The 24,855-nt window shown below is 29.2% G+C and carries 27 protein-coding genes and 1 riboswitch; of the genes, 17 read left to right on the top strand and 10 right to left on the bottom strand.

Annotated features, from left to right (window positions below):
* Window positions 1-50: 50 nt before the first annotated feature.
* A riboswitch (glycine riboswitch) is annotated at window positions 51-138 on the top strand.
* Between the two features lie 70 nt (window positions 139-208).
* Window positions 209-2,395 carry a malate synthase G gene (locus ABXT39_RS00565; protein ID WP_415295214.1) on the top strand — a complete coding sequence of 729 codons (2,187 nt, stop codon included), beginning with the start codon at window positions 209-211 and terminating at the stop codon, window positions 2,393-2,395.
* Here ABXT39_RS00565 and recR read toward each other — a convergent pair.
* From recR to kdsB, 5 genes are all read right to left on the bottom strand, one after another.
* Window positions 2,392-3,003, bottom strand: coding sequence for a recombination mediator RecR (gene recR, locus ABXT39_RS00560; protein ID WP_415295212.1), 612 nt, complete (start codon window positions 3,001-3,003; stop codon window positions 2,392-2,394). The two genes, ABXT39_RS00565 and recR, sit on opposite strands and share 4 nt — an antisense overlap.
* A 4-nt stretch (window positions 3,004-3,007) precedes the next feature.
* Window positions 3,008-3,325, bottom strand: coding sequence for a YbaB/EbfC family nucleoid-associated protein (locus ABXT39_RS00555; protein WP_415295210.1), 318 nt, complete (start codon window positions 3,323-3,325; stop codon window positions 3,008-3,010).
* 3 nt (window positions 3,326-3,328) lie between these two features.
* Window positions 3,329-5,002 (bottom strand): DNA polymerase III subunit gamma/tau, encoded by a 1,674-nt coding sequence (gene dnaX / locus ABXT39_RS00550; protein WP_415295208.1) that lies wholly within the window; start codon window positions 5,000-5,002, stop codon window positions 3,329-3,331.
* Between the two features lie 144 nt (window positions 5,003-5,146).
* Window positions 5,147-5,977, bottom strand: coding sequence for a prephenate dehydratase domain-containing protein (locus ABXT39_RS00545; RefSeq protein WP_415295207.1), 831 nt, complete (start codon window positions 5,975-5,977; stop codon window positions 5,147-5,149).
* A gap of 2 nt (window positions 5,978-5,979) precedes the next feature.
* On the bottom strand, window positions 5,980-6,720 hold the full coding sequence (gene kdsB / locus ABXT39_RS00540) for a 3-deoxy-manno-octulosonate cytidylyltransferase (RefSeq protein WP_415295205.1): 741 nt from the start codon (window positions 6,718-6,720) through the stop codon (window positions 5,980-5,982).
* Window positions 6,721-6,824: 104 nt separating this feature from the next.
* On the opposite strand from kdsB, the gene ABXT39_RS00535 reads away from it, so the two are divergent.
* On the top strand, window positions 6,825-7,364 hold the full coding sequence (locus ABXT39_RS00535) for a c-type cytochrome (RefSeq protein ID WP_415295203.1): 540 nt from the start codon (window positions 6,825-6,827) through the stop codon (window positions 7,362-7,364).
* Here the strand turns inward: ABXT39_RS00535 and argF are convergent.
* The 3 genes from argF to ABXT39_RS00520 are packed head-to-tail and all read right to left on the bottom strand — an operon-like array spanning window position 7,356 to window position 10,270.
* Window positions 7,356-8,285 carry an ornithine carbamoyltransferase gene (argF, locus tag ABXT39_RS00530; protein ID WP_415295202.1) on the bottom strand — a complete coding sequence of 310 codons (930 nt, stop codon included), beginning with the start codon at window positions 8,283-8,285 and terminating at the stop codon, window positions 7,356-7,358. The two genes, ABXT39_RS00535 and argF, sit on opposite strands and share 9 nt — an antisense overlap.
* Before the next feature lie 2 nt (window positions 8,286-8,287).
* Window positions 8,288-9,454: an aspartate aminotransferase family protein gene (locus ABXT39_RS00525; protein WP_415295201.1), complete on the bottom strand. Its 1,167-nt coding sequence runs from the start codon at window positions 9,452-9,454 to the stop codon at window positions 8,288-8,290.
* Between the two features lie 3 nt (window positions 9,455-9,457).
* Complete coding sequence (locus ABXT39_RS00520) at window positions 9,458-10,270, bottom strand: ABC transporter permease (protein WP_415295199.1); 813 nt, start codon at window positions 10,268-10,270, stop codon at window positions 9,458-9,460.
* 123 nt (window positions 10,271-10,393) lie between these two features.
* On the opposite strand from ABXT39_RS00520, the gene ABXT39_RS00515 reads away from it, so the two are divergent.
* On the top strand, window positions 10,394-10,894 hold the full coding sequence (locus tag ABXT39_RS00515) for a GcrA family cell cycle regulator (protein ID WP_415295197.1): 501 nt from the start codon (window positions 10,394-10,396) through the stop codon (window positions 10,892-10,894).
* A 170-nt stretch (window positions 10,895-11,064) separates the two neighbouring features.
* Here the strand turns inward: ABXT39_RS00515 and ABXT39_RS00510 are convergent, their stop codons facing one another.
* The gene (locus ABXT39_RS00510) at window positions 11,065-12,033 is read right to left on the bottom strand and encodes a complex I NDUFA9 subunit family protein (RefSeq protein ID WP_415295195.1); all 969 of its coding nucleotides are present in this window, start codon (window positions 12,031-12,033) and stop codon (window positions 11,065-11,067) included.
* Between the two features lie 16 nt (window positions 12,034-12,049).
* On the opposite strand from ABXT39_RS00510, the gene ABXT39_RS00505 reads away from it, so the two are divergent.
* From ABXT39_RS00505 to ABXT39_RS00440, 14 genes are read left to right on the top strand one after another with little or no spacing between them, the layout of a single operon-like run.
* Window positions 12,050-12,661, top strand: coding sequence for a ribonuclease D (locus tag ABXT39_RS00505; RefSeq protein ID WP_415295194.1), 612 nt, complete (start codon window positions 12,050-12,052; stop codon window positions 12,659-12,661).
* A complete protein-coding gene (locus tag ABXT39_RS00500; RefSeq protein ID WP_415295192.1) occupies window positions 12,662-13,633 on the top strand; it encodes a KpsF/GutQ family sugar-phosphate isomerase in 972 nt (323 codons plus the stop codon).
* Window positions 13,633-14,253 carry an LPS export ABC transporter periplasmic protein LptC gene (gene lptC / locus ABXT39_RS00495; RefSeq protein ID WP_415295190.1) on the top strand — a complete coding sequence of 207 codons (621 nt, stop codon included), beginning with the start codon at window positions 13,633-13,635 and terminating at the stop codon, window positions 14,251-14,253. Before ABXT39_RS00500 ends, lptC begins: the two co-directional genes overlap by 1 nt.
* Complete coding sequence (locus ABXT39_RS00490) at window positions 14,254-15,033, top strand: ATP-binding cassette domain-containing protein (protein ID WP_415295188.1); 780 nt, start codon at window positions 14,254-14,256, stop codon at window positions 15,031-15,033.
* Between the two features lie 8 nt (window positions 15,034-15,041).
* A complete protein-coding gene (gene aroA, locus ABXT39_RS00485) occupies window positions 15,042-16,364 on the top strand; it encodes a 3-phosphoshikimate 1-carboxyvinyltransferase (protein WP_415295187.1) in 1,323 nt (440 codons plus the stop codon).
* 5 nt (window positions 16,365-16,369) lie between these two features.
* Window positions 16,370-17,029, top strand: coding sequence for a (d)CMP kinase (locus ABXT39_RS00480; RefSeq protein ID WP_415295186.1), 660 nt, complete (start codon window positions 16,370-16,372; stop codon window positions 17,027-17,029).
* Window positions 17,029-18,762 (top strand): S1 RNA-binding domain-containing protein, encoded by a 1,734-nt coding sequence (locus ABXT39_RS00475; RefSeq protein WP_415295185.1) that lies wholly within the window; start codon window positions 17,029-17,031, stop codon window positions 18,760-18,762. Before ABXT39_RS00480 ends, ABXT39_RS00475 begins: the two co-directional genes overlap by 1 nt.
* A 4-nt stretch (window positions 18,763-18,766) precedes the next feature.
* Window positions 18,767-19,057, top strand: a complete 291-nt coding sequence (locus ABXT39_RS00470; RefSeq protein WP_415295184.1) for an HU family DNA-binding protein — start codon at window positions 18,767-18,769, stop codon at window positions 19,055-19,057.
* Entirely contained in the window at window positions 19,047-19,739 is a 693-nt protein-coding gene (gene pyrF, locus ABXT39_RS00465) for an orotidine-5'-phosphate decarboxylase (protein WP_415295182.1), read from the top strand. The genes ABXT39_RS00470 and pyrF overlap by 11 nt, the downstream gene beginning before the upstream one ends.
* Window positions 19,736-20,365: a phosphoribosylanthranilate isomerase gene (locus ABXT39_RS00460; RefSeq protein WP_415295180.1), complete on the top strand. Its 630-nt coding sequence runs from the start codon at window positions 19,736-19,738 to the stop codon at window positions 20,363-20,365. Before pyrF ends, ABXT39_RS00460 begins: the two co-directional genes overlap by 4 nt.
* The gene (trpB, locus tag ABXT39_RS00455; protein ID WP_415295178.1) at window positions 20,355-21,587 is read left to right on the top strand and encodes a tryptophan synthase subunit beta; all 1,233 of its coding nucleotides are present in this window, start codon (window positions 20,355-20,357) and stop codon (window positions 21,585-21,587) included. Before ABXT39_RS00460 ends, trpB begins: the two co-directional genes overlap by 11 nt.
* 1 nt (window position 21,588) lies before the next feature.
* The gene (trpA, locus tag ABXT39_RS00450; protein ID WP_415295176.1) at window positions 21,589-22,386 is read left to right on the top strand and encodes a tryptophan synthase subunit alpha; all 798 of its coding nucleotides are present in this window, start codon (window positions 21,589-21,591) and stop codon (window positions 22,384-22,386) included.
* Window positions 22,383-23,312: an acetyl-CoA carboxylase carboxyltransferase subunit beta gene (locus ABXT39_RS00445; protein WP_415295174.1), complete on the top strand. Its 930-nt coding sequence runs from the start codon at window positions 22,383-22,385 to the stop codon at window positions 23,310-23,312. The genes trpA and ABXT39_RS00445 overlap by 4 nt, the downstream gene beginning before the upstream one ends.
* Window positions 23,266-24,534, top strand: coding sequence for a bifunctional folylpolyglutamate synthase/dihydrofolate synthase (locus ABXT39_RS00440; protein ID WP_415295173.1), 1,269 nt, complete (start codon window positions 23,266-23,268; stop codon window positions 24,532-24,534). Before ABXT39_RS00445 ends, ABXT39_RS00440 begins: the two co-directional genes overlap by 47 nt.
* Here the strand turns inward: ABXT39_RS00440 and ABXT39_RS00435 are convergent.
* Window positions 24,531-24,848: a thioredoxin family protein gene (locus ABXT39_RS00435; RefSeq protein WP_271482804.1), complete on the bottom strand. Its 318-nt coding sequence runs from the start codon at window positions 24,846-24,848 to the stop codon at window positions 24,531-24,533. The genes ABXT39_RS00440 and ABXT39_RS00435 overlap by 4 nt on opposite strands.
* Between the last annotated feature and the right edge of the window lie 7 nt (window positions 24,849-24,855).

Raw genomic sequence — 24,855 nt, 5'->3', positions numbered from 1 at the left:
AAATGTTTTAAATAATTTATATTTGACATAATTCTATTAAGAGGTAATCTTAACTAATATCGGGAGAGACTATTAAATAATAGCGCCGAAGGAGCAACCACCCCGGAAACTCTCAGGCAAATGAACCGATAATAAACATAACACTCTGGAAAGAGATTTATCTCGCCGATGGAGCAAAACTCTCAGGCAAAAATACAGATGGGGTAAAGTGGGTGCTATGAAAGAACAATATACAAAAATACACAATCTATCAGTTTCTAATAAATTGCTTAACTTCGTTAATGAAGAATTGCTTAAAGATACAAATATTTCTTCAGAAAAATTCTGGGAAGGTTTTGACAAAGTAGTTCATGAATTGGCTCCAAAAAATAAAAACCTATTAAAAGTAAGAGAAGATTTACAAAAAAAAATAGACGATTGGCATATTGCGAATAAGGGTAATGAAATCAATCTAGAAGAATATAAAAAATTTTTAAAAGAAATTGATTATTTAAAAGAAGTAGGCCCTGATTTTAAGATCAAAACAAATAATGTAGATGAAGAAATAACTAGTATCGCTGGACCACAATTAGTAGTTCCAATCATGAATGAAAGGTATGCACTGAATGCTGCTAATGCTAGATGGATGAGTTTATATGATAGTTTGTATGGCACAGATATAATCGAGCAATCTGAAGATAGTACTTCTCAGAGATATGATCCTTTAAGAGGTGAAATGGTCATAAAATATGGAAGAGACTTTTTAGAAAAATATTTTTCTCTAGAAAATTTAGAATGGCACAATATTACAGGGTTTAAAATTAATAATGGTTCTTTAATTGTATTAAAAGAAGACACTGAAACATCATTAAAAAATAAAGATAAATTTATTGGTCATAGAGGAGAAGTTAATGATCCTTCTGCAATAATTTTAAAAAATAACAATCTTCATATAGAGATAATTATAGATCCAAATGCTTTTAGTGCTCAACAAGATCCTGCTAAAATTAGCGATATTATTGTTGAAGCGGCAGTTTCAACTATTTGTGATAATGAAGATAGTGTTGCTGCTGTTGATGCTGAAGACAAAGTTATTTGCTATCGTAATTGGCTTGGACTTATGAAGGGTGATTTAAAATCAACTTTTGAAAAAAATGGAAAGACTTATGAACGTAAATTAAACCCTGACAGAAGTTATATCTCTAAAGATGGAAAAAAATTAAAACTACATGGAAGAAGTTTGTTATTGGTAAGAAATGTTGGACACCTTATGACCAACCCAGCAATCACTTTAAAAGATGGTTCTGAGATACCAGAAGGTATTATGGATGCTTTCATAACTTCAGCAGCGTGCCTTCATGATATTAAAAAAAGAGGTAATTCTAGAAGTGGTTCTATTTATATTGTGAAACCAAAAATGCATGGTCCTGATGAAACTTCATTTACAGATTTAATTTTTACTAAAGTTGAGGAAATTTTAGGATTAGAAAAATATACATGTAAAATTGGTATTATGGATGAAGAAAGAAGAACTTCTTCAAATTTAAAAGAGTGTATTAGAACCCTTGAAAATAGAGTATTTTTTATTAATACTGGTTTTTTAGATCGTACTGGTGATGAAATGCATACTTCAATGGAAGCTGGTCCTATGATTAAAAAAGGAGATATGAAATCTTCTAAATGGATCGGGGCATATGAAAATAATAACGTCAATATAGGTCTTCAGTGTGGTTTTTCTGGTAAAGCTCAAATTGGTAAAGGAATGTGGGCTATGCCTGATAAAATGAAAGAGATGATGGAACAAAAAACTGGCCATTTAAATGCTGGTGCAAATTGTGCTTGGGTTCCTTCACCTACTGCGGCTGCTCTTCACGCTCTTCACTATCATGAAATAAATATTTTTGAAAAACAAAAAGAATTACAAAATAGAGTGTCAGCAAAATTAGATGATCTTTTAACCATACCAGTTGCTGACAGACCTAATTGGTCTATTGAAGAAATTAATTCAGAAATTTCTAACTCTGCACAAACACTTTTAGGCTATGTTGTAAGGTGGATTAATCATGGTGTAGGCTGCTCTAAAGTACCAGATATTAATAATGTTGGTTTAATGGAAGATAGAGCTACTTTAAGAATCTCATCTCAGCATATAGCAAATTGGATACATCATGGAATTTGCACAAGCAAACAGGTTTTAGAAATTATGAAAAAAATGGCCAAGGTTGTTGATGATCAAAATAAAAATGATGGTGCATACAATCGATCTGGTAGATTGGGATATGAGGCAATGTCACCAAATTTTGATAAATCTGTTGCTTTCAAAGCTGCATGTGATTTAGTATTTCATGGTAGGTCTCAACCTTCTGGCTATACCGAACCACTTCTTCATTTAAATAGATTAATTAAAAAAAATTAATCAAAATTAGTTTTAATAACAGTTCTGTTTTTAAATGCTGAATATAAAGTTCCATCATCGAGACTTTCTATTTCGCCACCAACAGGTAGTCCTTGAGCAAGTTTTGTAACCTTAGTGCTAGTTTTTTTTAAACTATCTTCTATGTAATAAGCTGTAGTTTGACCTTCTACTGTTGCGCTTGTTGCCAGTATAACTTCTTCAATATTTTCTCTTAAAACTCTTTCTACTAATGAATTAATCAAAAGATCTTCTTTTCTCTGACCAGCAGAAGAAATAGTTCCACCAAGAATATGAAAGTAGCCTTTATAAATATTTGAATTTTCAATTGACCATTGATCCGCAATGTCTTCAACTACACATATTTTATTATATTTTTCTTTTGAATTTTCACAATTGTTACAGCCTAGCGAATTAGATTTTAAAGTACCACATGATTGACACCTAATAACATTTTTATAAACTTGCGCCAGAGTGTTTGCCATTGGTTTTACAAGCTCATCCCTATTATTAATAAGTTTTAATACAATTCTTTTTGCAGATTTAGGACCTAAGCCAGGGAGTTTAGAAATTAATTTGATTAATTCTTCTATCTCATTAATATTTTGCATATTCTTAAAGTGGCCATTTAAAACCAGGAATACCAAACCCACTTGTAGACTTAGAAATTTCTTCAGATGTCTTGGATTTCAATTCTGATTTTGCATTATTATGGGCAGCCACTATCAAATCTTCGATTATAATCTTATTTTCCTTTAATATTGCGTCTGAAAGGTCAATTTTGATCATTTCATTTTCACCATTTAAAGTAACCTTTACAGAATTTGAACCAGACGTTCCTTCTACCTGAATGTTTTTTATTTTTTCTTGGCTCTCTTTCATTTTAGCCTCTAATTCTTTTGCCTTATCTAAAATTTTTGTAAAATCAGTCATTCTTTAATCTTCTTTTATAGGTTTAACGTCAATGAGTTCTGCGTCAGGAAAATTTTTTAAAATATCTTTATAAATTGAAGAATTTTTTACACTTTCTATCAAATCTTTTTTTTGGTTAATTTCTTCTTCTTTTTTAGATGGCTGTCCTTTGGTTTTGCTTAGACTTATAATCCATCTTTCATTGGTCCATTCAAAAAGTTTTGTTGAAAGATCTTTAATAAAATCTTTATCTAAATCTTCATTAAATGATATTTCAATTCTTTTGTTTTCAAAACTTACAAGGTTAACATTTTTTTCTAATTCATATTTTAATTTAATCTCTTTTTTAGAAGAGCATGCTTTTAATAGATCATCAAATGAATTTATAAGACTGGTATTTGTTTCAATGTTATTATTTTCTTTTTCTTTGATATCTTTTTCTTGAGCAATATTTTTCATTTGCCCTATTGTTTCTGCTTTATCTTTTATTCCAAATATATCTTCGTTTGTTTTTTTTGGTGAAAAAGATGTTTGATTTTCACTTTCAGCTATTGATCTACTATCTTTGTTATAATCATCACTATCTTGTTTAATGCCTTTTAAATAAATTAGTCTAATTAAGAACATTTCCATTGATAAATGTTGATTAGAAACAATATCGAACTCCTCAAGTGTTTTAATAGTAAATTGCCAAAATAATATTAAGGTTTCATTGTTAACTTTTTCTGAAAGATCTTTAATTTTATTAAACTCTTCATCATTCAATAAAAAACTATTACCATCTAAATTTAGTGACTCGATATTTTTAAAATAATACAAGAGTTCTAAAAAATCATTAATAAAAATTTTTGGTTCAACACCCTGGTTATATATTTCTCTATAAGTGTTGAGAACTTCAGTTTCTTTACCCTCAAATATCAATTCAAATAAATCAATTAATTGAGACTTATCAAAATAACCAAATATTTTTTGTGCTGCTGCAAGATCTAATTCTTTGTCTTTATCCAAAGTAAGTAGAGCCCTATCAAGTAACGATAGCGCATCTCTAACTGAACCCTCAGAAATTTTAACAATTAATTTAAGAGCATCATCTGATGCGTTGCCATTTTCTTTTTCTTTAATTTTCTTAATAAAATCAAACAACTCTAAAGATTTAATTCTAGATAAATCAAATCTTTGACAACGTGAGACCACTGTAATTGGAATTTTTTTTATTTCTGTTGTTGCAAAGATAAATTTTAAATATTCTGGAGGCTCCTCTAAAGTTTTTAACAATGCATTGAATGCTTGTTTGCTAAGCATGTGTACTTCATCAATTATAAATATCTTATATTTAGCAGTAGTTGGGCCATATCTAGAAAATTCAATAAGGTCTCTTATATCGTCTACTCCCGTTTTACTTGCTGCATCCATTTCCAATACATCAATATGATTTGAGTTAGAAATTGCATTACAATTTTCACAAAGTTCTTCTTTACACAAGTTATCTATTCCATTTGAACAATTTAAAGATTTTGCAACAATCCTTGCTGTAGTAGTTTTTCCAATTCCCCTAATTCCAGTAAAAAGATAGGCATTAGGCACTTTATTAGCCTTAATAGAATTAGAAATTGTTTCCGCAACAACATCTTGTCCTATAAGATCATGAAATGTTTGAGGTCTGTACTTTAAAGCTAAAACTTTTGTATTTTTATTCATTTTATATAAAGGAGACTAGAACCTGAATAACTGTCTCTACGACTGCTTCCGTTAAGATCTGGTCGGGTTCAAGCAGTATTCACCTCTAGCCTCCAAAACTATTATAACAGTAATGTTTTCTATTCTACAAGAAAAGTTTCTAAGTTATTTTTCTCTAAACTTATCAGCTTCAAAAACACCTAGTACGTGAAAATCTTGACAATGAAGTCCTAATTCTTCTAAAGATTTTTGCACTTTTAGATTTTCGATATGGCCTTCTAAATCACATAAGAAAAAGTATGACTCAAATGAATTTTGTTCTGGATAACTTTGAAGCTTTGTAAGGTTAATTCCATTTATCGCAAGGCCACCTAATGATTGATAAAGAGCTGCAGGCTTACTTTTCAGTTTAAATAGAAAAGAAGTTATATATTTCTTGTCACCAAAATCAGGCTGTAAAACTTCATTGCCCATTACCAAAAACCTTGTGGCATTACCCTCTTCATTTTCAATATTTTTTGAAAGTATTTTTAGATCATAAATTTCTGCACTCAAAGAAGAGGCAATCGCTGCTTCAGTTTTAATTTTAGTTTTTGAAATTGTCTCAGCTGAACCAGCAGTGTCAGCACGAATATGCTCAACTAAATTATTTTTTTTAATAAATTTAGAGCATTGAGATAAGCCTTGAGAGTGAGAATAGACATCTTTTATATCACTTAAATTACTGTCTGGTTGTCCTAATAAATTATGTTCAATTTTATGAAAATGTTCAGCATAAATATTCAGTCTATACTTAAAAATAAGATATTCGATTCCAATATTTCCTGTAATTCTATTTGATTCAGGAATTACCATTCTCGATTTTTTATCTTGAGATGTTTTTAAAAAACATTCATCAAATGTTTTACATGGAATTACCTCTGCCTTAGGATCTATTTCTAACGCTGCTAGATGTGAATATGCACCAAATGTGCCCTGAAAATAAATTTTGCTCATTTTTATGATTTATATTCCATAATTTTTTTTATAGCCAGATAATCTTCTTTTGTATCCACACCTATAGGAGAAAAATTTGCCAAAGCAACACTGATTTTCAAATTATTATCTAATGCTCTTAACTGCTCTAATCTATTTTTTTTTTCATTTGAAGTTTGATCCAGACTAACAAATCTTTTTAATATACTTGTTTTGTACGAATAAATTCCAATATGATGATAAATATTTTGATTATTTTTTGAAAAACTATCTCTAGTAAAATTTAATGCTTTTGGAAAATTATCTTTTTCTAGTTTTGACTCCGTAATAACCTTAACTACATTTTGATTATTTAACATTTTATCGCTTTTAATTTCTGCTGCTAGTGTTCCAATTTCAGAACTACTATTAATCATAAAATTATTTAAATTTATAATATCATTTTTATCGATATTTGGCTCATCTCCTTGGAGGTTTAGTATAAAGTCAATGTCTTTAATATTAAGTTTTTCATAAGCTTCAAAAATTCTATCTGTACCTGTCTTGTGAGTGCTACCAGTTAAAATAGCTCTGCCTCCATTTTTTTCAACATCATCAAGTATTTCTTTATCTTCTGTTGCTACTACTACTTCACCAATATTTGCTTCCTCTGCCTTTTTAAAAACATGAGAAATTATTGATAAATTATTAATTTTTAAAAGTGGCTTACCTGGCAATCTAGTTGCTGACATTCTCGATGGGATTAATATTAATGTTTTAGCCATTGTAAATTTACCAACTTATGCGTCTAACAGACGCAAAATTAAAAAATTAAAAGTTAAGTATTTTTTTAATTATCATGTTATATCTGCAAAATAATAATAATTATATGGATTCGTTCGAACTTAATAAAATTATTGCAGCAATTTTAATGGTTGCACTACTTGTAATCGGTTTGGGAAAGATTGCAGATGGTGTCTTTCATGTGAATAAACCAGAAAACCCCGGGTATAAAGTTGAAGTAGAAGGACAACTAGCCTCTACAACATCTCAAGTTGCTGATGTCGTACAAAAAGTAAATATTACAGCTATAATGGCACTAGGCGATATTGCTTCTGGTGAGAAAATTTTTAAAAAATGTGCAGCATGCCACTCAATAAATAAAGGTGGAAAAAATAAAATTGGCCCCGCATTGTACAATGTTGTTGGTAGAGCGGTTGGTGGAGTAGATGATTATAAATACTCTAAAGCTTTAGCTTCATATGGTAAAGATTGGTCATTTGAAGAATTAAATGGATTCTTAAAAAAACCGGCTTCTTATTTAAAAGGAACTAAAATGTCATATGCTGGTTTAAGAAAAGAGAAAGACAGAGCCTCTGTAATTAAATATTTAAATCAAAGCAGTGATAGCCCCAAACAGCTACCTTAATTTCCCAAAACAGTACAATAAAATACTTTTTTGAACATGCACTCTATTCAGAGCCTGTAACCATACTTCAGAATTTTTTCCCAAAAAAACATCTCCTGTAACCTCTTCTCCCCTTGGGAGGCAGTGTAAAAAAGTTGTGTCTTTTTTAGCAAAACTCATCAATTTTGAATTAATTTGGAAGTTTCTAAAATCTTTAATTTTTTTATTTTTATTAACTCTATCATTCAATGAAATTACTTTATCTGAAAAGATTATATCAGCATTTTTAACTGCTTTTCTTGCATCATTAAAAATATGAATTTTTCTTTTATTTTTTTTAACCCAATCTAATACGAATTTCTTAGGCTCATAATTCTTGGGACAGCCGATATTTAAGTTGAAAGAAAATTTAACAGAAGCAGCAATCAAACTATTCAGAACATTATTTGAATCTCCAATCCAACAAATATTTAATTTGGAAATAGATTTTTTTTTAATTTCTTCCACAGTAAAAATATCTGATAACACTTGCGTTGGATGAGATGATGGGCTTAAACCATTTATTACAGGTATCTTTAAATATTTACTAAATTCTGCTATTTTTTCATCACTATCAGTTCTCAGCATAAAACCATCTCCATAAGTCGATAAGATTTTGGCTGTATCTGCTAGACTTTCTCCACCTTTTCCTAAGTGTAATTCGTTGGCTCTAAGAGTTATGGTTCCTCCACCTAATTGTTTTATTGCAAGATAAAAACTTAATCGTGTTCTTAAACTTGCTTTTTCAAACATTTGAATAAGCAATTTACCTTTTAAAGGTTTGTCCTTATCAATTTCTAGAGTGTTATAATTTTTTCTTTTTTGTTTTCTTTTTTTTGCATCAGCGATGATCTTTTTAAGGTCTGCTGAAGGTATGTCTTTAAGGTTGATGAAATGTTTCATTTTTATTTATAAGTAGAGCACACTTTTTTAATAATTTTTATTGCTATATTTATTTCTTCTTTTTTAACATTTAGAGGAGGTAATATTCTAATAACATTTTCAGCTGCTCTAATTGTTAATAATTTATTATCCATTAGTTTCTGTACAAATTTTGTTTGATCATTATGAAGTTGTAGTCCTATTAGTAAACCAACACCTCTTACTTCTTTAATTACTTTAGGAAATTCCTTTCTTAATTTATTTAATTCTGAATGAAAGTATTTTGATAATATTTTAACATTTGAAAGAAATCCTTTTTTTAATATTTGATCTAAAACAGCATTTCCAACAGACATAGCCAGTGGGTTGCCACCAAATGTTGACCCATGAGTTCCAGCTGTCATTCCTGATGCTACTTTTTTATTCATTAAGACCGCACCCAATGGAAACCCACCTCCAATACCTTTTGCTATTGGTACAATATCAGGCTTAATCTTTGAATTTTCAAATGCAAAAAAATTTCCACTTCTTCCAATTCCACACTGAACTTCATCTAAAATTAATAAAATTTTTTTCTTATCACAAATTTTTCTTAATTCTTTTAAACACCAATTGGGTATAGCTTTAATTCCTCCTTCTCCCATCACAGTTTCAACCATAATAGCAGCTGTTTTTTTTGTTATTTTTTTTTTAAAATCTTTATGATTTCCAAATTCAAAATGGTCAAATCCATCAACTTTTGGTCCAAAACCCTCCGTCATCTTCTTTGATCCACTAGCATAAATTGTAGCTAATGTTCTTCCATGAAATGAATTTTTAACACAAAGAATTCTATTTTTTGAAGGTTGCCCTATCGAATAAAAATATCTTCTAGCAACTTTAATAGCAGCCTCTGTAGCTTCTGCTCCACTATTTTGGAAAATAACAAAATCTGCAAAAGTTTTTTTGGCTAATCTTTTAGCTAATTTTTCTCCCTCCGGAATGATAAACGCATTAGAAACGTGCCAAAGTTTTCTAGATTGCTTATTAACTGCTTTTACCAAATATGGGTTTGCATGCCCCAAGGAATTAACTGCTATTCCCTGAACAAAGTCTAAATATTTTTTTCCATTAGTAGAATATAAAAAACTTCCTTTGCCATACTTAAAGGAAATTGGTCTTCTGTTATAATTTTTTGCTAAAGCGCTCATTAACTAAGATTTAATTTTATAACCTTTTTTGTAAAGAAAAAAAGCTACATACCAAATTAAAACACTTAGTATTGATAAATATATCAATCCTATATTTATTGAACCATCTGACTTACCTAAAAAGCCATATCTAAAACCATCAATCATATAAAAAAATGGATTAATATGACTTATCGTTTGAAAAAATTGTGGCAGTTTATCTATTGAATAAAATACTCCAGATAAAAAACTTAGGGGTGTAATAACAAAATTAGTCACTGTTGCCGTATGATCAAACTTTTCAGCCCAAAGACCGGTAATAAAACCTAAGCTTCCTAAAATAAATGCTCCTAAAAAACCAAAGGCAAAAATATATAAAATATTATATATTGGTATTTCAACTATTAGAGAAAAAACACCTATTGAAATTGTAGCTATTAAAAAGCTTCTTGTTAAGGCTGCAAGTATTATTGCCATTGAAACTTCAAGTGCTGATAATGGTGCATAAAGCATATCAACAATGTTTCCTTGAATTTTTCCAATCATCAATGAAGAAACTGAATGACTGAATGATTGACCCAAAATACTCATTGCAATTAAGCCGGGTGCTAAAAAACTTATAAAAGAATAACCGAGTACATCCCCTCTATTATTGCCTAAAGCTAGGGATAAAACTGATAAAAATAATAGACTTGATACAAGTGGAGATAGCAATGTTTGTTGCCAAACTACCATGAACCTATTACACTCTTTAAGCCATAGACTTTTAAAGCCAATCCAATTTACAAAGCCAAACTTTTTAACTCCGATATGATATTTTTTATTCAATTCAACCATAAGTAATCATATATAAATTTTAAAAAAAGATGTGCATAAAACAGAAAAATCTATTGTCTTTTTTTTAATCTTGTGTGATCTGTATATAGTTATAAAAACTAATTAACACACTAAATATAGAATATGAGCTGGAACGAGGAAAAAGTAGAAAAGTTAAAAGAACTTTGGGGCAAAGGAAGTACTGCAAGCCAAATCGCTGAAATAATCGGTGGTATTAGCAGAAATGCAGTAATTGGAAAAGCTCATAGATTAAATTTATCATCAAAAATTAAAACTAGAAATGCATCTTCAAGTCAAAATTTTGATAATAGTTCGGAAGAAAACTCCTCCAAACAAAGAAGAGGTAGAAAAAGCAAGTTTCAATCCTTAATTATTGAAAAAGATTTTGAACCAGAAAATCCTAAGAAATTAGAAGAACTAGATGAGAGCTCTTGTAAATGGCCTGTTGGTCATCCTGAAGAAGAATCATTTTATTTTTGTGGACGATCATCTCTGAAAGACTTTTCATATTGCAAGCTTCATTTGCTATATGCTTATCAGCCAAAAGGAAGAAAAGAAGAGCCTGTAGCTGATAAAGATGAAGAGGCAACTCAATATATTGATAAGAAAATTAATACTGGTTAATAATTTTTAAATTTAATTAATTTTATTTTTATTTCTTATTCTTTCCATTAATCCCTCTGATCAGAGATTTTATGATTAGATAAATTAGGAGAGTGAAAATTGAGAATATTAAGAAATAAATAATATTAATTATCATAGATAATCATACAATTTTAGTGTGGGGAATTCTATTAAGAATTAGTAGAGTTATATTTTTTTGTAGAAAATTGCCCACCTTCTCTCCACATATAGCTATATTTTTCTACTTCATTATCAAATACTCTTGTGCTTGGAATTCCAATGTCAGCATTTGTTTGATATTTGCCTGAAGGAACATTATCATATTTTAAAAGTGTAAGCTGATCTATTGTTAAAAGTGGCTTTGGAAATAATTGAAATACTTTAGCAGACATAGTTGCCACAAAAAGAGGTAAAGGAACTAATAATCTTTTTTTACCCATTAAATATAATAGTTTTTTTAAAATTTCTTTTAAAGATAACACGTCAGGCCCAACACACTCTACAATTTTAGAGTAAATATTGTTAGAGACAACATGATAAATTGTATCTGTTAAATCTGAACAATGTATTGGGGTAAATTTAGTCAATCCATTATAATAAAGTGGAAAGAACGGAAGCCTACTTAGTAAAGTCATAAAAGTTGTAGTAAAATTATCATCAACTGAATAAACTACAGATGGCCTTAATATTGTTGCTAAAGGAAAGTTTTTTTGAATACTAAGTTCGCCATCTAATTTACTCTTTGCGTACTTTGAATCTATTGCATTGTTTATCCCTAATGCTGACAAATGAATAAATTGCTGAACTTTATATTCTTTACATAGTTTGGCTAAAATAGACGGAAAAATAGAGTGAATATTTTTGAAAGTATTACCCTTGCCACTTTCATACAAAATACCAATTAAATTAATACAAATATCAGTTTGAGAGAAAAGCTTTCTAATTTTTTTTTCATCAAAGATGTTAGCTTCAACAATATCTATGTAGCCTGCATTAGCTTGGGTCTTTATTGCATATCCTTTTTGATGAAGGTTTCTAGTAACCACAGTTACTTTATAATTATTTTTAGTAAGCTTTCTTATTAAATGACGACCTATTTGACCGCTACCGCCAAAAATTAGACAATTTTTTGCTTTCATATATATATAATTAAAAATGAATATTGATATTAAACTTCACAAGAGTGATCTACCAGAAGATTTAGATTTAGGCAATATTATAGCAGTTGATGGAGAGTTTATGGGTCTCAATGTAAAGCGTGATCCTTTATGTCTTATTCAAATATCAACTGGTAATTCTGATGCTCATATTGTTCAGTTAGACAGGTCAAATTATAATGCACCAAACTTAAACAAAGTTCTCTCAGATGAGTCAATAACAAAAATATTTCATTATGGTAGAGCGGACATGGCTCACATAAAACATTATCTAAAGACAGAGACCAATAATATTCTTGATACAAAAATTGCCTCAAAATTAGCAAGATCCTATTCAGATAGTCACTCCCTAAAAACGTTAATTAAAGAATTTATGAACGTTGATGTAAGTAAACAATTTCAAAGTTCAGATTTTGGAGGCGAACTATCTTCAGCACAATTAAAATATTGCGCCAATGATGTTATTTATTTGCATAAAATTCATGAAGAATTAAATAAAATTCTCGTAAGAGAAAAGCGAGTTGATTTATATAAGGGCTGCTTAACATTTTTAAAAACTAGAGTTGATCTTGATTTAGCTTTATTTAAAGACGATATATGGTCTCACTAAATGAAAAAAAAAAATTATAAAATAATTGCAAAAAATGTAATCGATCTAGAGATTAAAGCCTTAAAGAAACTAAAGAATTCAATTAATAATACTTTCAATGATGCGATAGAAGCAATTTCAAAATGTCAATCTAAGGTTATCCTATGTGGTGTTGGAAAAAGTGGACTAATAGCTGCTAAAATTTCAGCTACCCTGTCTTCTATTGGAACTCCTTCATTTTCACTATCTGCAAATGATTGCTCTCATGGAGATCTTGGTAGTATTTCAAAAAAAGATATTTTAATCTTGATAAGTTACTCAGGCTCTACAGAAGAATTAAAAAACATTATTAAATACGCAAATCGAAATAAAATTACTCTTATTGGTATTATGTCTAAAAAAAATTCAGTATTATATAATGCTTCTGATATTAAACTTCTTATACCAGAAGTGACTGAGGCTGGTCTTGGAATTGTACCAACCTCTAGTACAATCAATCAGCTGAGTATTGGCGATGCATTAGCAGTGGCAACTCTAAATAAAAAAAAAATAAGCAGAAAAGACTTTAAAAAATTTCATCCCTCAGGAAACCTTGGTAAGAAATTAAGAAATGTGAGCGATTTAATGACCATTGGAAAACAAATTCCATTTATAGACGAAAGCTTAAAAATGAAAAATGCATTAAAAATAATTTCACAAAAAAAATTAGGTGTACTTATTGTCAAGAATAGAAAAGGATTTACAACTGGGATAATTACTGATGGACAAATTAGAAGATCAAATGAAAAAAATAAAGATTTACAATCACTATTTGTAAAAAATGTAATGACAAAAAAACCTGTAAGTATTGAAAAGGATAGTTTGGTGGAAAAAGCTCTCTCGATAATGAATGAAAAAAAAGTGACTTCTCTATGCGTTCATAAAAAGGGCTTAAAGAGTAAAACAATTGGGATAATACATATACATCAAATTCTTGGTTCCAATATTTACTAATGAAGAGTTCATTTGTAATTCAAGTCTTTCTACTTCTTTCAGCTATTATTATCTCAATTTTTACAGTTTATTATTATTTCTATAAAGATAAAAATTTAAATATATCTAAAAAACCTGAACAGTTAATTGAGTCAAAAAATAATAATGGATTAATAAACACAAATAAAAGTAAAACTAAAAAAGATTCTAATATACTGGAAAATGTAGAGTATGAAAATTATGATAATGAAGGCAACAGATATAAAATCACTGCAGAAAAAGGTGAAATTAAAGATGCGAATACAAACGTAATTTATATGAAAAATGTTATTGCAACAATATATCTAAAAAACTTAGAATTTTTAACAATAACTTCTCTTGAGGCAATATTTGATAATGAAAACTTTAAAACAAATTTTTCAAAAAATATAGAATTAAAATATCTGAATCATCATCTATCAGGAGAAAATCTTAATTTTTTGTTTGAACAGAATTTAATAACGATGGAAAATCAAGTAGTTTATAAAAATCTAGATACAAAACTAATGGCAGATAGAATTGTTATTGACTTAATCACTAAAAATTCTAAGATTTTTATGGAAAATGATAATAACAAAATAAAAATTTTTAATCAAAACTAAATGGCAATTATAAAAAAATTTAGAATAACCTCATTTAAAAAAGAAAAACCAATAATTTCTTTAAAAAATGTTTCCATATCTTTTGATAAAAACTATCAACTGTTAGATAATATTTCTTTAGATGTTCCAAAAGGTCAAATATTAGGATTGTTAGGACCAAACGGAGCAGGGAAATCTACAATTATGAATATTATCTCTGGTCTACTCAAACCAAATCATGGTTCTATCAAAATTAAAGATCAAGATGTAACGAATTATCCTATATATTTGAGATCTAGAAAATTTAAAATTTCTATTATCCCTCAATACGGAGGGTTATTTGCTTCTTTAAATTCAGAGGAAAACCTTAAAGCGGTTGCTGAAATAATGATAGATGACAAGAAAATAAGGGAGTTAAAAATAGATGAATTAATTTCTAAATTTGAATTAGATGCAGTAAGAAAAGTAGAATCTAAGAACTTGTCTGGAGGGTTAAAACGAAGACTAGTGATTGCAATGGGGCTGATTGGAAATCCAGAAATATTATTAATGGATGAACCTTTGGCTGCGCTTGATCCACAAACTATACAAATGTTGCAAAATGTTATTGTTACACTTCAAACAGATTTTAACTTAACTATAATTGTGACCGATCACCAAGCTAGAGATCTTTTGGCTGTTTGTGACAAAGCAGTTATTTTATCAAATTCTAAGATTATTGCTCATGGCACTCCTTCAGAATTGATGAGTAACGAGAATGCAAACAAATATTATTTTGGGAAAAACTTTAAATTTAAATAATTTTTTTGATGAAAAATATAATTTTTATTAAAAAAAAAATTCAAAGTTATAATAAAAAAATTAATGTAAGTGCTGATAAAAGCTTAAGCATTAGGTGGGTTTTACTGGCTTCTCAAGCTGAAGGAATATCCAGAGCATATAATCTACTAATGTCAGAAGATGTAATTGCAACATTAGAAACAATAAAAAAATTAGGAATTAAAGTTAAAATTTATAAAAATTATTGTGAAATTTTTGGAAATGGGATTGGTGGGTTCAAATATAAAAATAATTTAGTAATAAATGCAGAAAACTCGGGAACGCTTGGAAGGTTAGTGCTAGGGTTATTAATAAGATCTCCACATAAGATCAAATTAATTGGTGATAAAAGTCTATCTAAGAGAGACTTTTCAAGAGTAACTAATCCACTTGAAAAATTTGGTGCTAAATTTTACTATAAAATAAAAAATAAACTACCTTTATCAATTTTAGGTTCAGAAAACATCAAAGGCATAAATTATTTTGAGGATAAAGGTTCTGCTCAAGTTAAAAGTAGTGTTATGTTTGCGGCTCTTAACGCTTCTGGCACAACATCAATCAGAGCCAAAAAATCAAGAAATCACTCTGAATTACTTTTTAAATATTTAAAGATTCCTATAAGAATAAGTAAGACTAAGAAATATGATTTTATAGACATCAAAAAACCAAAAAAAATTAAAGCATTTAATTATAAAATACCTGGTGATATTAGTTCGGCTGCTTTCTTTATGGTGCTTACAACTTTAGCCAACAATTCAAAACTATTAATTAGGAATGTAAATGTCAATCCCTCAAGAACTGGTGTTATCAAAATATTAAAAAAAATGGGTGCTAAAATTGAATTAGAAAAATTAAGAAACTATAAAGGTGAGCAAGTTTCTGATATCTTAATAAAAAGTTCAAATAATCTTAAGGCAATAAACTGCCCCTCAAAATTAAATACTAGCGCTATTGATGAATTTTTAATTATTTTTTTAGTTGCTGCAAAAGCTAAAGGCATTTCACACTTTAAAGATTTGTCTGAATTGAATAAAAAAGAAAGTCCAAGATTAGATTGGGGTGCAAAAATTTTAAACATGATGGGCATCAAAACAAAGCTAACTAAAGACTCTATTAAAATATATGGCAACCCAAACCTGAAAATTAAAAAACTCATTACAATTAAAAATTATTTAAAAGATCATAGAGTTTTTATGATGAGTACAATTGCTGCATTAACATGTGGAGGGGAATGGAAAATTTATGATCAAGATTCTATAAATACTTCCTTCCCTTCTTTTTTAAAAATAATAAAAAACTTAAATGAAAATTAAAATTAATGAAAAAATATAAAAAAAAAAATTTGCAAGTAGCCATTGATTCTCCTGCTGCAGCTGGTGCAGGAACGCAGGCAAGATTAATATCTAAAAATTATAATTTATTTTACCTCGATAGTGGAAAAATATATCGGCACCTGGCTCTTCTAAAAATAAAAAACCCAAAAAGATTTAATTACACATTCATTTTAAAAAAAATGAAGTCTCTAAAAATGTCTGATTTACGGAATGAAAAACTGCTATCTGATGAGGTTGGCACTACCGCATCAGTCATAGCAAAAGATGTTAAAATTAGAAAATTAGCACATGATTTTCAAATAAAGTGTGCCTATAATCCTCCAAAAAAATATAAGGGATCAGTCATTGATGGTAGGGATATTACATATAATATTATGCCCAATGCAGATTTTAAATTTTTTATAACAGCAAGTGCTAAAACTAGAGCACTAAGAAGATACAAAGAACTCAAAAAATTAAATAAAGCAATATCCTTAAATGAGGTCCTAAAAAGCATCAAAAAGCGTGATAAAAGTGACTATGATAGAAAAATATCACCATTAAAAAGAACAAAGGATCAATACTTGATATCTTCGGAAAATGAATCTAAAAGATCTTGCTTTTTAAAAATAAAAAAAATTATGGATAGGATAATAAAAGCTTAATGGAAATTTATAACAACCTAGATACAACAGCTTCACAAGAATTTGAAAAATTACTCAGCGGACAGTTCTCAAAAACTAAGATAGAAGAGGGAAAAATCTACTCTGCAGAAGTTACTAAGATAAGTGACAAATACATTTGGGCACATATTAATGGTTTAAAATCAGAACCAGTTATTGATATTAATGAGTTAAAAACAATGGGACTTTATCAAGATATTAAACTTGGTGACAAACTTGAAGTCTTACTAGAGAGAATCGAAAATAAAAATGGAGAAGTAATAGTAAGTGCAACTAAAGCTCAAAAAATTAAAGGTTGGGACAAGTTAGTTGAGGCTTTTGAAAAAAATGAACCTATTATGGGAAAAATTACCTCCAAGTGTAAAGGTGGGGTAATTTGTGAGCACATTGATACAGGGTCGTTAATGTTTATGCCAGGATCACAAATTTCTGACACTCCATTAAAGGATATTTCTCATCTGATGAATGAACCATTAAAATTAGCTGTAATAAAACTTGATAAGATTAGAGGAAATTGTTGCGTTTCTAGAAGACAAATTATTTCTTCATTTAAAAAAGAAGATAAGGTTAAATTACTTGATAAGTTTGAAGTTGGACAAAAAATTAAAGGTGTGTGTAAGGGTTTCACAAGTTTTGGAGCATTCTTTTCAATAGATGGTGAGCAAATGGATACCTTGGTTCATTTAATGGAATTATCTTATAGTAGAATATCTCATCCAGAAGATGTGCTAAATATTGGAGACGCTAAAGATCTTTTAATAATTGGAATAGATAAAGAAAAACTCCAAATTTCTACAAGTATACGTCAGTTGTCTCCAGATCCATTCTTGGAAGTTGACAAATACAAGATTAATGAAAATTATCAAATTAAAGTAATTAAATTTTTAGACTTTGGTTTATTTGGAGAATTTGTTGACTCGAGTGGCTTAACAGTATTGCTACATAATTCAGAGCTTTCACATTTAAAAAAGAATCTCACTGCCAAAAAGCTTTTTAAACTTGGAGAGATAATTACAGTAAAATTAATAGATGTAGATAAAGATAAAAGAAGAATTGCTGCAAGTTATAAGGCAACTCAAGAAAATCCTTTTAAAGTATTTGAAAACAAATACAAAATTGGAGATGTTTGTGAGATGACTGTAAAAAGCTCAAATGAATATGCTTTATTTGTTGCTACAGAGGATTTTCCAGAACTAGATTGTTTCCTTCATTGCAATGATCTAACATTTAATGAACAAAGTGAAGAAGAGCTAAAAAAATACAAAGAGGGTGATAAGATTCAAGTAAAAATTTTACAAATCCAGATAGATGAACAGAAAGTTAGAGTTTCTCATAGAGCTACCCTTTCAGATCCATTTGATTGGTTTGCAGATAAGAAAATTAAGGAAGCTATCACTGTTAAAATTATCTCAACTGATAACAAAGGTTTAGTTGTTAGACCAGAAGGTTGTGAAATGAACTTTGTTATCAAAAAATCTGCTATTGCCATCAATATTGCTGATGCACGACCTGCAAGATTTACAGGTGGTGAAAGAATTGACTGTGCGATTCAAGAATTAGATTTTGATAAAAGAAAAGTTACTTTGAGCATTAAATTACTTGAAGAAATTGAAAGAAAAGTAGCATTAGACACTTATGGTTCTGAGGCAAGTGGTAAAAACTTACCTTTCTCATCATTATCAGAAGATTTAGAGAAAAAGAAAAAAGAAGAATAAAAAATTGGCTATTGTAAAATCAAAGCTTTTAGACCAACTCAAAAAATCATATCCAAATTTTCTCAAAAAAGATCTTGAGAAAGTTATGTCCATTATTCTGAATGAAATTAAACAAGCTCTCAAACGTGGGGATCGTGTCGAATTAAGAGGCTTTGGTATGTTTTCAACAAATATTCAAAAAGCCAGAATTTCTCGAAATCCCAAAACTGGAGAGAAAGTAAATACACCTAAAAAAAAAACAATTCACTTTAAAATGGCAAAAGAAATGTTTAAAAAATTAAACAATGATGAATAAAAATATCTTCGTAGCTTGTGATTCATCAAGCTTAAAAGAAATAAAAAAAATAATCAATCACACTAAAACTAATAAACTTCAAATAATTCCAAAATTTGGCTTACAGTTTTTTTATTCAAAAAATGGGAGAGCTTTTCTTCAAAATTTTAAAAAAGATTATTGGTTAGATTTAAAGATAAATGATATTCCACAAACTGCTTTATCTGCAATAGATAGTATAAAAGATTTAAAAAAATGTAAATACATCACAGTTCATGCAAGCGGTGGACTTGAGATGCTTAAGTCCATTACAAAAAAAGCCAAAACAATTAATAAAAATTTAAAAGTATTGGGAGTTACAATCTTAACAAGTCTTAACAACAAATCACTTAAAGAAATTGGTTATACTAAAACTGTAGAACAATTAGTATTAAAACAAGCTGGTCTTATAAAAAAATCTGGTGCAGCAGGTATTGTGTGTTCTGCACAAGAGGCAAAAATAGTTAGGAAAAAGTATAAAAATTTATTTATTGTCACACCAGGGATAAGACTACCTGGTGATGATGCAAATGATCAATCTAGAGTAATGACTCCTAATGATGCTTTTAAAAACAAAGTTTCTGGTATTGTAATGGGAAGATCATTAGTAAAAGGTAATATTAAAAATAATATTAAAAGATTGATAAATCATTTAAATCAATGATCCAGCCCTGCAAGATTTGTGGGATCTCTGATTCTAAAACTTTAGAATTTTTAACTACCCATCCTGCCCCACCTAAGATGATAGGGTTTATTTGTAATTGGCCTAAATCAAAAAGATTTGTTGAACATGATAAACTTAAAGAGCTATTAAAAGTTGATAAAAGAAAATCAGAATATGTTGCTGTATTAGTTAAGCCTAGTGAAAATATTTTAGAAAAAATAAAAGATTTACCATTTGACTATTATCAACTTTATGATTGTACTCCATTTGAAGTTAAATCGATTAAAGAAAAATATAATAAAAAGATTATTGTTGCGATAACTATAAGGAATCAAAACGATACAGTTAAATATTTAGAATATAATGGACTTGCAGACATAGTGCTATTTGACAGTAAAGGTTATGAAAAAAGTATGTCCTTCGATCATCAACTAATTAAAAATATTAAAATTAATAAAGAGTTGATGCTAGCTGGAAATATTCAAATTGAAGATAACCTTGAAAATTATAAAGAAATAGCAGACATTATAGATATTTCTGGAGGTCTAGAAACATCTGGATTAAAAGATATTTCAAAAATAAATATTTTTTTAAACAAAATTAAACTAATTAACAATGAAACTTAAAAGTAAAATTCCTTTAATTGATCAGCACAATAAACGTGGATTTTGGGGTGGTAAGTTTGGTGGTAATTTTATACCTGAAACTTTAAAAAAGCCCATTGAAGACTTAACAGAACTTTTTAAAAAGCTTAGACATGATAAGAAATTTCTCAAAGAAAGAGACTATTACTTTAAAAATTACATAGGCTCTCCCACTTCATTTATTAAGCTTCAAAACCTATCTAATCACCTAGGTGGAGCCCAAATATATGCCAAAATGGTATCAGAGGCGAACGGAGGAGCCCATAAAATCTATAATGCAACAGTTCATTGCCTTATTGCTAAAAAGGCAGGAAAAAAATATGTCGTTGGTGATACGGGTGCAGGCTATGCAGGAAAGATGCTAAGTATGGCTGCTAAAAAGTTTGGTCTTAAATGTAAAATATTCATGGGTGCAAAAGATATAAAGAGGCAAAAACCTAATGTGGACGCGATGAAAAAGAATGGTGCGGAAGTTGTACCCGTTTATTCAGGAAGCCAAACATTAGTAGATGCAGTTAGTGAGTGTATGCGTTATTGGGTTTCAAATTGTGATAACACCCATATGTGTGTTGGGTCAACAGTTGGTCCTAATATATTTGTTAAAATTTGTGGCTGGAGTACAGCTCAAATTTCAAGAGAGTTAAAAATTCAAATACAGTCTGAGTTTAAAAAAATACCTAAAAAAATTAAACTTATTAATTGTGTGGGTGGTGGAAGTTCAGCTTATGGTTTTTGGAGTGAGTTTATTGATTATAATAAAAAACAAATTGAATTAATTGGTGTTGAAGCTGGTGGACCAAAAAATTCAAAACTACATGCCGCACCTCTAACTAATGGTGCTAAACTTGGAATATTGCATGGAGCAGCAGCCTATGTTTGTCAGAATAGTGAAGGACAAATTAATGATACTGCTTCTATTTCTGCTGGATTAGATTATCCTGGAGTATCACCTATTCACTGTTTCTTAAAAGATACTAAGAGAGCAAGATATACATCTGCAACTGATGAAGGTGCTTTAAATGCATACAAACTAGTTACAAAACTTGAAAAAATAAATCCAAGTCTTGAGCCATGTCATGCTTTTGCTGAAGCGATAAAAATTGCTCCAAGATTAAGCAAAGATACTATTATTATAGTAAACTCTTGTGGTGATGCTAAAAAAGATCGTGATATTTTAAAAGAAAGATTAGGAAAAATTAACTAAGATGTCATTAATTAACTTAGCCTTTAAAAAAGTAAAAACTGAAAAAAGACCTGCATTACTAACTTACACAGTAGCTGGAGATAATACTAAAAAGAAATCTCTTGAGATATTAAAATCAATTGCAAAATATGCTGATATTTGTGAGATAGGATTTCCTCATAACACTCCAATTGCAGATGGTGGTCAGATTCAATCTAGTGCTTATAGAGCTTTAAAAAATGGTATTAAAATTAAAGATGTTTTTTCAATAGTTAAAGATTTTAAAAAATCAAAACAATCAAAGCCTGTAATATTGATGGGTTATTATAATATGATTTATCAATATGGAGATAATAACTTTATAAATATTTGTAAAAAAGTAGGTGTAGATGGATTAATTGTTGTCGATCTTCCTTATCCAGAAAATAAAGAATTTGCAAAAAAATGTAAGAAAAAAGGTATTAGTTTTATTCAGTTAGTATCTCCTACTACCTCTCCGAGCAGAATGAAAAAGATTATAAAAGACTCACATGATATGGTTTATTATATTAGTATGCTCTCAACAACTGGTGGTAAACTAAAGGTTTCACCTAAAAAAATATTAGAGCGTTACAGTAAGATTAAAAAACTTAATAAGAATAAGAATATTGTAATAGGCTTTGGGATAACTGAAAAAACTATAGCATCTTTAAAAAAAGCTGATGGATTAGTGGTTGGTAGTGCTTTGTGTAAAGAAATATCAAATTCTATTAAAAAACGCCAAAATCCTGTCACAAATGTAACTAATATTGTGTTAAACTTAAGAAATAAAATAGCATGAATTGGATTAAAAAAACTTTAAGATTTGGTGAGAAGATAAAAACCATCATTAAAGAACGTGCAACCAAAACTGAAATAGCTAATAGTGATTGGACCTCATGTTGTAAGGGGCCTATCTTAAAAAAAGATTTAGAAGAAAACTTATGGGTTTGCCCATCTTGTAACAAACACCACAGAATAAGCCCACGTCAGAGATTTGATATTATATTTGGCAAAAATAATTATGAAGTTTTAAAAACTCCCATTCCTCAAGACGACCCTTTAAATTGGAATGATGCAAAACCTTATAAAGATAGACTAAAAGCTGCTAGAAAAAAAACTGGAATGGATTGTGGAATGATGGTTGTTAATACCAATATTCTAAATTTAAAAATTACAGCGATTGCATCTGATTTTGATTTTGTAGGTGGCTCAATTGGTGCTGCAGAAGGTGAGGCTTTTTTATATGGAATTCAACATGCAATAGAAAATGAACAACCTTTTGTAGTGTTTACTTCTGGTGGTGGAATGAGGATGATGGAAAGTCTTATATCATTAAGCCAAATGACAAGAACGACACTGGCAATTAACGAACTAAAGAAAAATAATTTACCCTACATTGTTGTGCTAACTGATCCAACCGCTGGTGGAATTACAGCCTCATATGCAATGTTAGGTGATCTACACTTAGCAGAACCAGGGGCTCTTATAGCTTTTGCAGGAGCAAGAGTAATTCAAGGAACTGTGAGAGAAGAGTTACCAGAAGGCTTTCAAAGAAGTGAGTACGTTCAGAAATCAGGATTTATCGATATGATTGTCGAGAGAAAAGATCTAAGAGAAAAAATTGGTTCATTATTATCAATATTGTTAAAGAAAAATTCTGCTATAAATTTATCAGAAAATGAAACTTCAGAAGATAGTAGAACGCTTACAAAAGCTGCATCCTAAAGAGATTGATCTAAGTCTAGATCGAACTAGAAATCTTTTAGAAAAATTAGGTAATCCTCAAGACGAAATTAATTGCATTTCTATTGTTGGAACAAACGGAAAGTTTTCAACAATCCAAGCACTTTATGCAATTTTAAAAGAAGCAAATTATAAATGTAATATTTATACTAGCCCTCACATTCAAAAGATTAACGAAAGATTTGTCTTTAACAATAAGCCTTTAACAGATGATGAACTGGCCAATCTTTTTTCTGAAATAGAAGAAGCTAATAATCAAACACAAATTACTTTCTTTGAAATTTTAACTGTTGCTTATCTTCATTATGCAAAGAAATACCCTGAAAACATTAACTTAATTGAGTCAGGTCTATTCCATAGATTTGATGCAACCAATATTTTAAAGAAAAACTTAGCTAGTATTGTAACGGCTATTGGTCTTGATCACTTAGATTGGCTTCCAAAAGAAGAGCAAACTGTTGACAAAATAATATTTGAAAAAACATCCACTTTATTAAACTCTAAAATCATTGTTGCAAAACAAAGCTCAAATGAAATTAGCAAAAGTATTGAAGATACAATTAAAGATAATTCATCTAAAAAAATAATCTTTAATAAAAATTATAATTTTACATTAAAAGAAAATGATTTTTTTTATTTTGAAGATGAATTTGGTGCTCTTAAACTTCCAAAACCTAATTTACCTGGAGAATTTCAATTAGAAAATGTCTCTACTGCAATTGCAACTGCTAGACAATTAACAGATTATAAAATAACTGACGAACATATTAAGAGTGGTATTACTAAAATAGAAAGTATCGCACGGCTTCAAGAGTTAAAATCTGGAAAATTAAAAGATTTAATTACTAATAACTTGTTATTTGTAGATGGATCTCATAACCCACTTGGGGCAAAAGTATTAAATAAATATCTTCAAAGTTTAAATTGTAACAAACATATCATTTTAGGAATGATGGCTAATAAAGACCACAATGAATATATGAGTTACTTTAAAGATATTAAATCATTAACAACAATTGATATTCCCAATCAACCTAATGCTATTAAGGGGAATGAACTTAAAGAGAAAATTAAAAATTTTGAAAATATCAGTTACAAAAATTCTGTTGAACAAGCAATTAGCTCAATTGATCTTCAAGAAAATGATATTATTTTAATTACAGGGTCTTTGTATCTTGCGGGAGAAATTTTAAACTTAAACTAGATATTCTTATCTAGAAATTCTTTCATTTGGCTCTCGGCAACTCCACCAACTTTTCTATCTACTTCGACACCTTTTTTGTAAACAATAACAGTTGGCACACCTCTTACACCAGCAGCTGAACCAGTGTTAATTCCACCATTTTCAATGTCAGCATAATAAAAGCTAGCTTTATCTTTGTAGCTATCTGAAAACTTATCCATGATGGGTTTGAGACTCTTACATGGAGCACACCATTCTGCAGAAAATTGAACTACAGAGATATCTTCATTCTTAATTTTTGTTTCAAATTCTTCGTCTTTAAAATCTATAAGCATGGTTCTT

Source organism: Candidatus Pelagibacter sp. Uisw_113 (assembly GCF_047717815.1).
Classification (GTDB): domain Bacteria; phylum Pseudomonadota; class Alphaproteobacteria; order Pelagibacterales; family Pelagibacteraceae; genus Pelagibacter.
The sequence above is the reverse complement of the archived record's forward strand: the minus strand, read 5'-3'. Positions and strand labels throughout refer to the sequence as shown.

Coding starts and splice junctions, on each gene's coding strand:
- ABXT39_RS00435 (WP_271482804.1), bottom strand. CDS start 24,848: ATGCTTATAGATTTTAAAGACGAAGAATTTGAAACAAAAATTAAGAAT.
- ABXT39_RS00510 (WP_415295195.1), bottom strand. CDS start 12,033: ATGAAAGCAAAAAATTGTCTAATTTTTGGCGGTAGCGGTCAAATAGGT.
- pyrF (WP_415295182.1), top strand. CDS start 19,047: ATGATGAATAAAAATATCTTCGTAGCTTGTGATTCATCAAGCTTAAAA.
- ABXT39_RS00505 (WP_415295194.1), top strand. CDS start 12,050: ATGAATATTGATATTAAACTTCACAAGAGTGATCTACCAGAAGATTTA.
- ABXT39_RS00515 (WP_415295197.1), top strand. CDS start 10,394: ATGAGCTGGAACGAGGAAAAAGTAGAAAAGTTAAAAGAACTTTGGGGC.
- ABXT39_RS00535 (WP_415295203.1), top strand. CDS start 6,825: ATGGATTCGTTCGAACTTAATAAAATTATTGCAGCAATTTTAATGGTT.
- ABXT39_RS00490 (WP_415295188.1), top strand. CDS start 14,254: ATGGCAATTATAAAAAAATTTAGAATAACCTCATTTAAAAAAGAAAAA.
- kdsB (WP_415295205.1), bottom strand. CDS start 6,720: ATGGCTAAAACATTAATATTAATCCCATCGAGAATGTCAGCAACTAGA.
- lptC (WP_415295190.1), top strand. CDS start 13,633: ATGAAGAGTTCATTTGTAATTCAAGTCTTTCTACTTCTTTCAGCTATT.
- ABXT39_RS00475 (WP_415295185.1), top strand. CDS start 17,029: ATGGAAATTTATAACAACCTAGATACAACAGCTTCACAAGAATTTGAA.
- aroA (WP_415295187.1), top strand. CDS start 15,042: ATGAAAAATATAATTTTTATTAAAAAAAAAATTCAAAGTTATAATAAA.
- ABXT39_RS00545 (WP_415295207.1), bottom strand. CDS start 5,977: ATGAGCAAAATTTATTTTCAGGGCACATTTGGTGCATATTCACATCTA.
- ABXT39_RS00525 (WP_415295201.1), bottom strand. CDS start 9,454: ATGAGCGCTTTAGCAAAAAATTATAACAGAAGACCAATTTCCTTTAAG.
- argF (WP_415295202.1), bottom strand. CDS start 8,285: ATGAAACATTTCATCAACCTTAAAGACATACCTTCAGCAGACCTTAAA.
- ABXT39_RS00500 (WP_415295192.1), top strand. CDS start 12,662: ATGAAAAAAAAAAATTATAAAATAATTGCAAAAAATGTAATCGATCTA.
- trpB (WP_415295178.1), top strand. CDS start 20,355: ATGAAACTTAAAAGTAAAATTCCTTTAATTGATCAGCACAATAAACGT.
- trpA (WP_415295176.1), top strand. CDS start 21,589: ATGTCATTAATTAACTTAGCCTTTAAAAAAGTAAAAACTGAAAAAAGA.
- recR (WP_415295212.1), bottom strand. CDS start 3,003: ATGCAAAATATTAATGAGATAGAAGAATTAATCAAATTAATTTCTAAA.
- ABXT39_RS00480 (WP_415295186.1), top strand. CDS start 16,370: ATGAAAAAATATAAAAAAAAAAATTTGCAAGTAGCCATTGATTCTCCT.
- ABXT39_RS00520 (WP_415295199.1), bottom strand. CDS start 10,270: ATGGTTGAATTGAATAAAAAATATCATATCGGAGTTAAAAAGTTTGGC.
- ABXT39_RS00445 (WP_415295174.1), top strand. CDS start 22,383: ATGAATTGGATTAAAAAAACTTTAAGATTTGGTGAGAAGATAAAAACC.
- ABXT39_RS00555 (WP_415295210.1), bottom strand. CDS start 3,325: ATGACTGATTTTACAAAAATTTTAGATAAGGCAAAAGAATTAGAGGCT.
- dnaX (WP_415295208.1), bottom strand. CDS start 5,002: ATGAATAAAAATACAAAAGTTTTAGCTTTAAAGTACAGACCTCAAACA.
- ABXT39_RS00440 (WP_415295173.1), top strand. CDS start 23,266: ATGAAACTTCAGAAGATAGTAGAACGCTTACAAAAGCTGCATCCTAAA.
- ABXT39_RS00460 (WP_415295180.1), top strand. CDS start 19,736: ATGATCCAGCCCTGCAAGATTTGTGGGATCTCTGATTCTAAAACTTTA.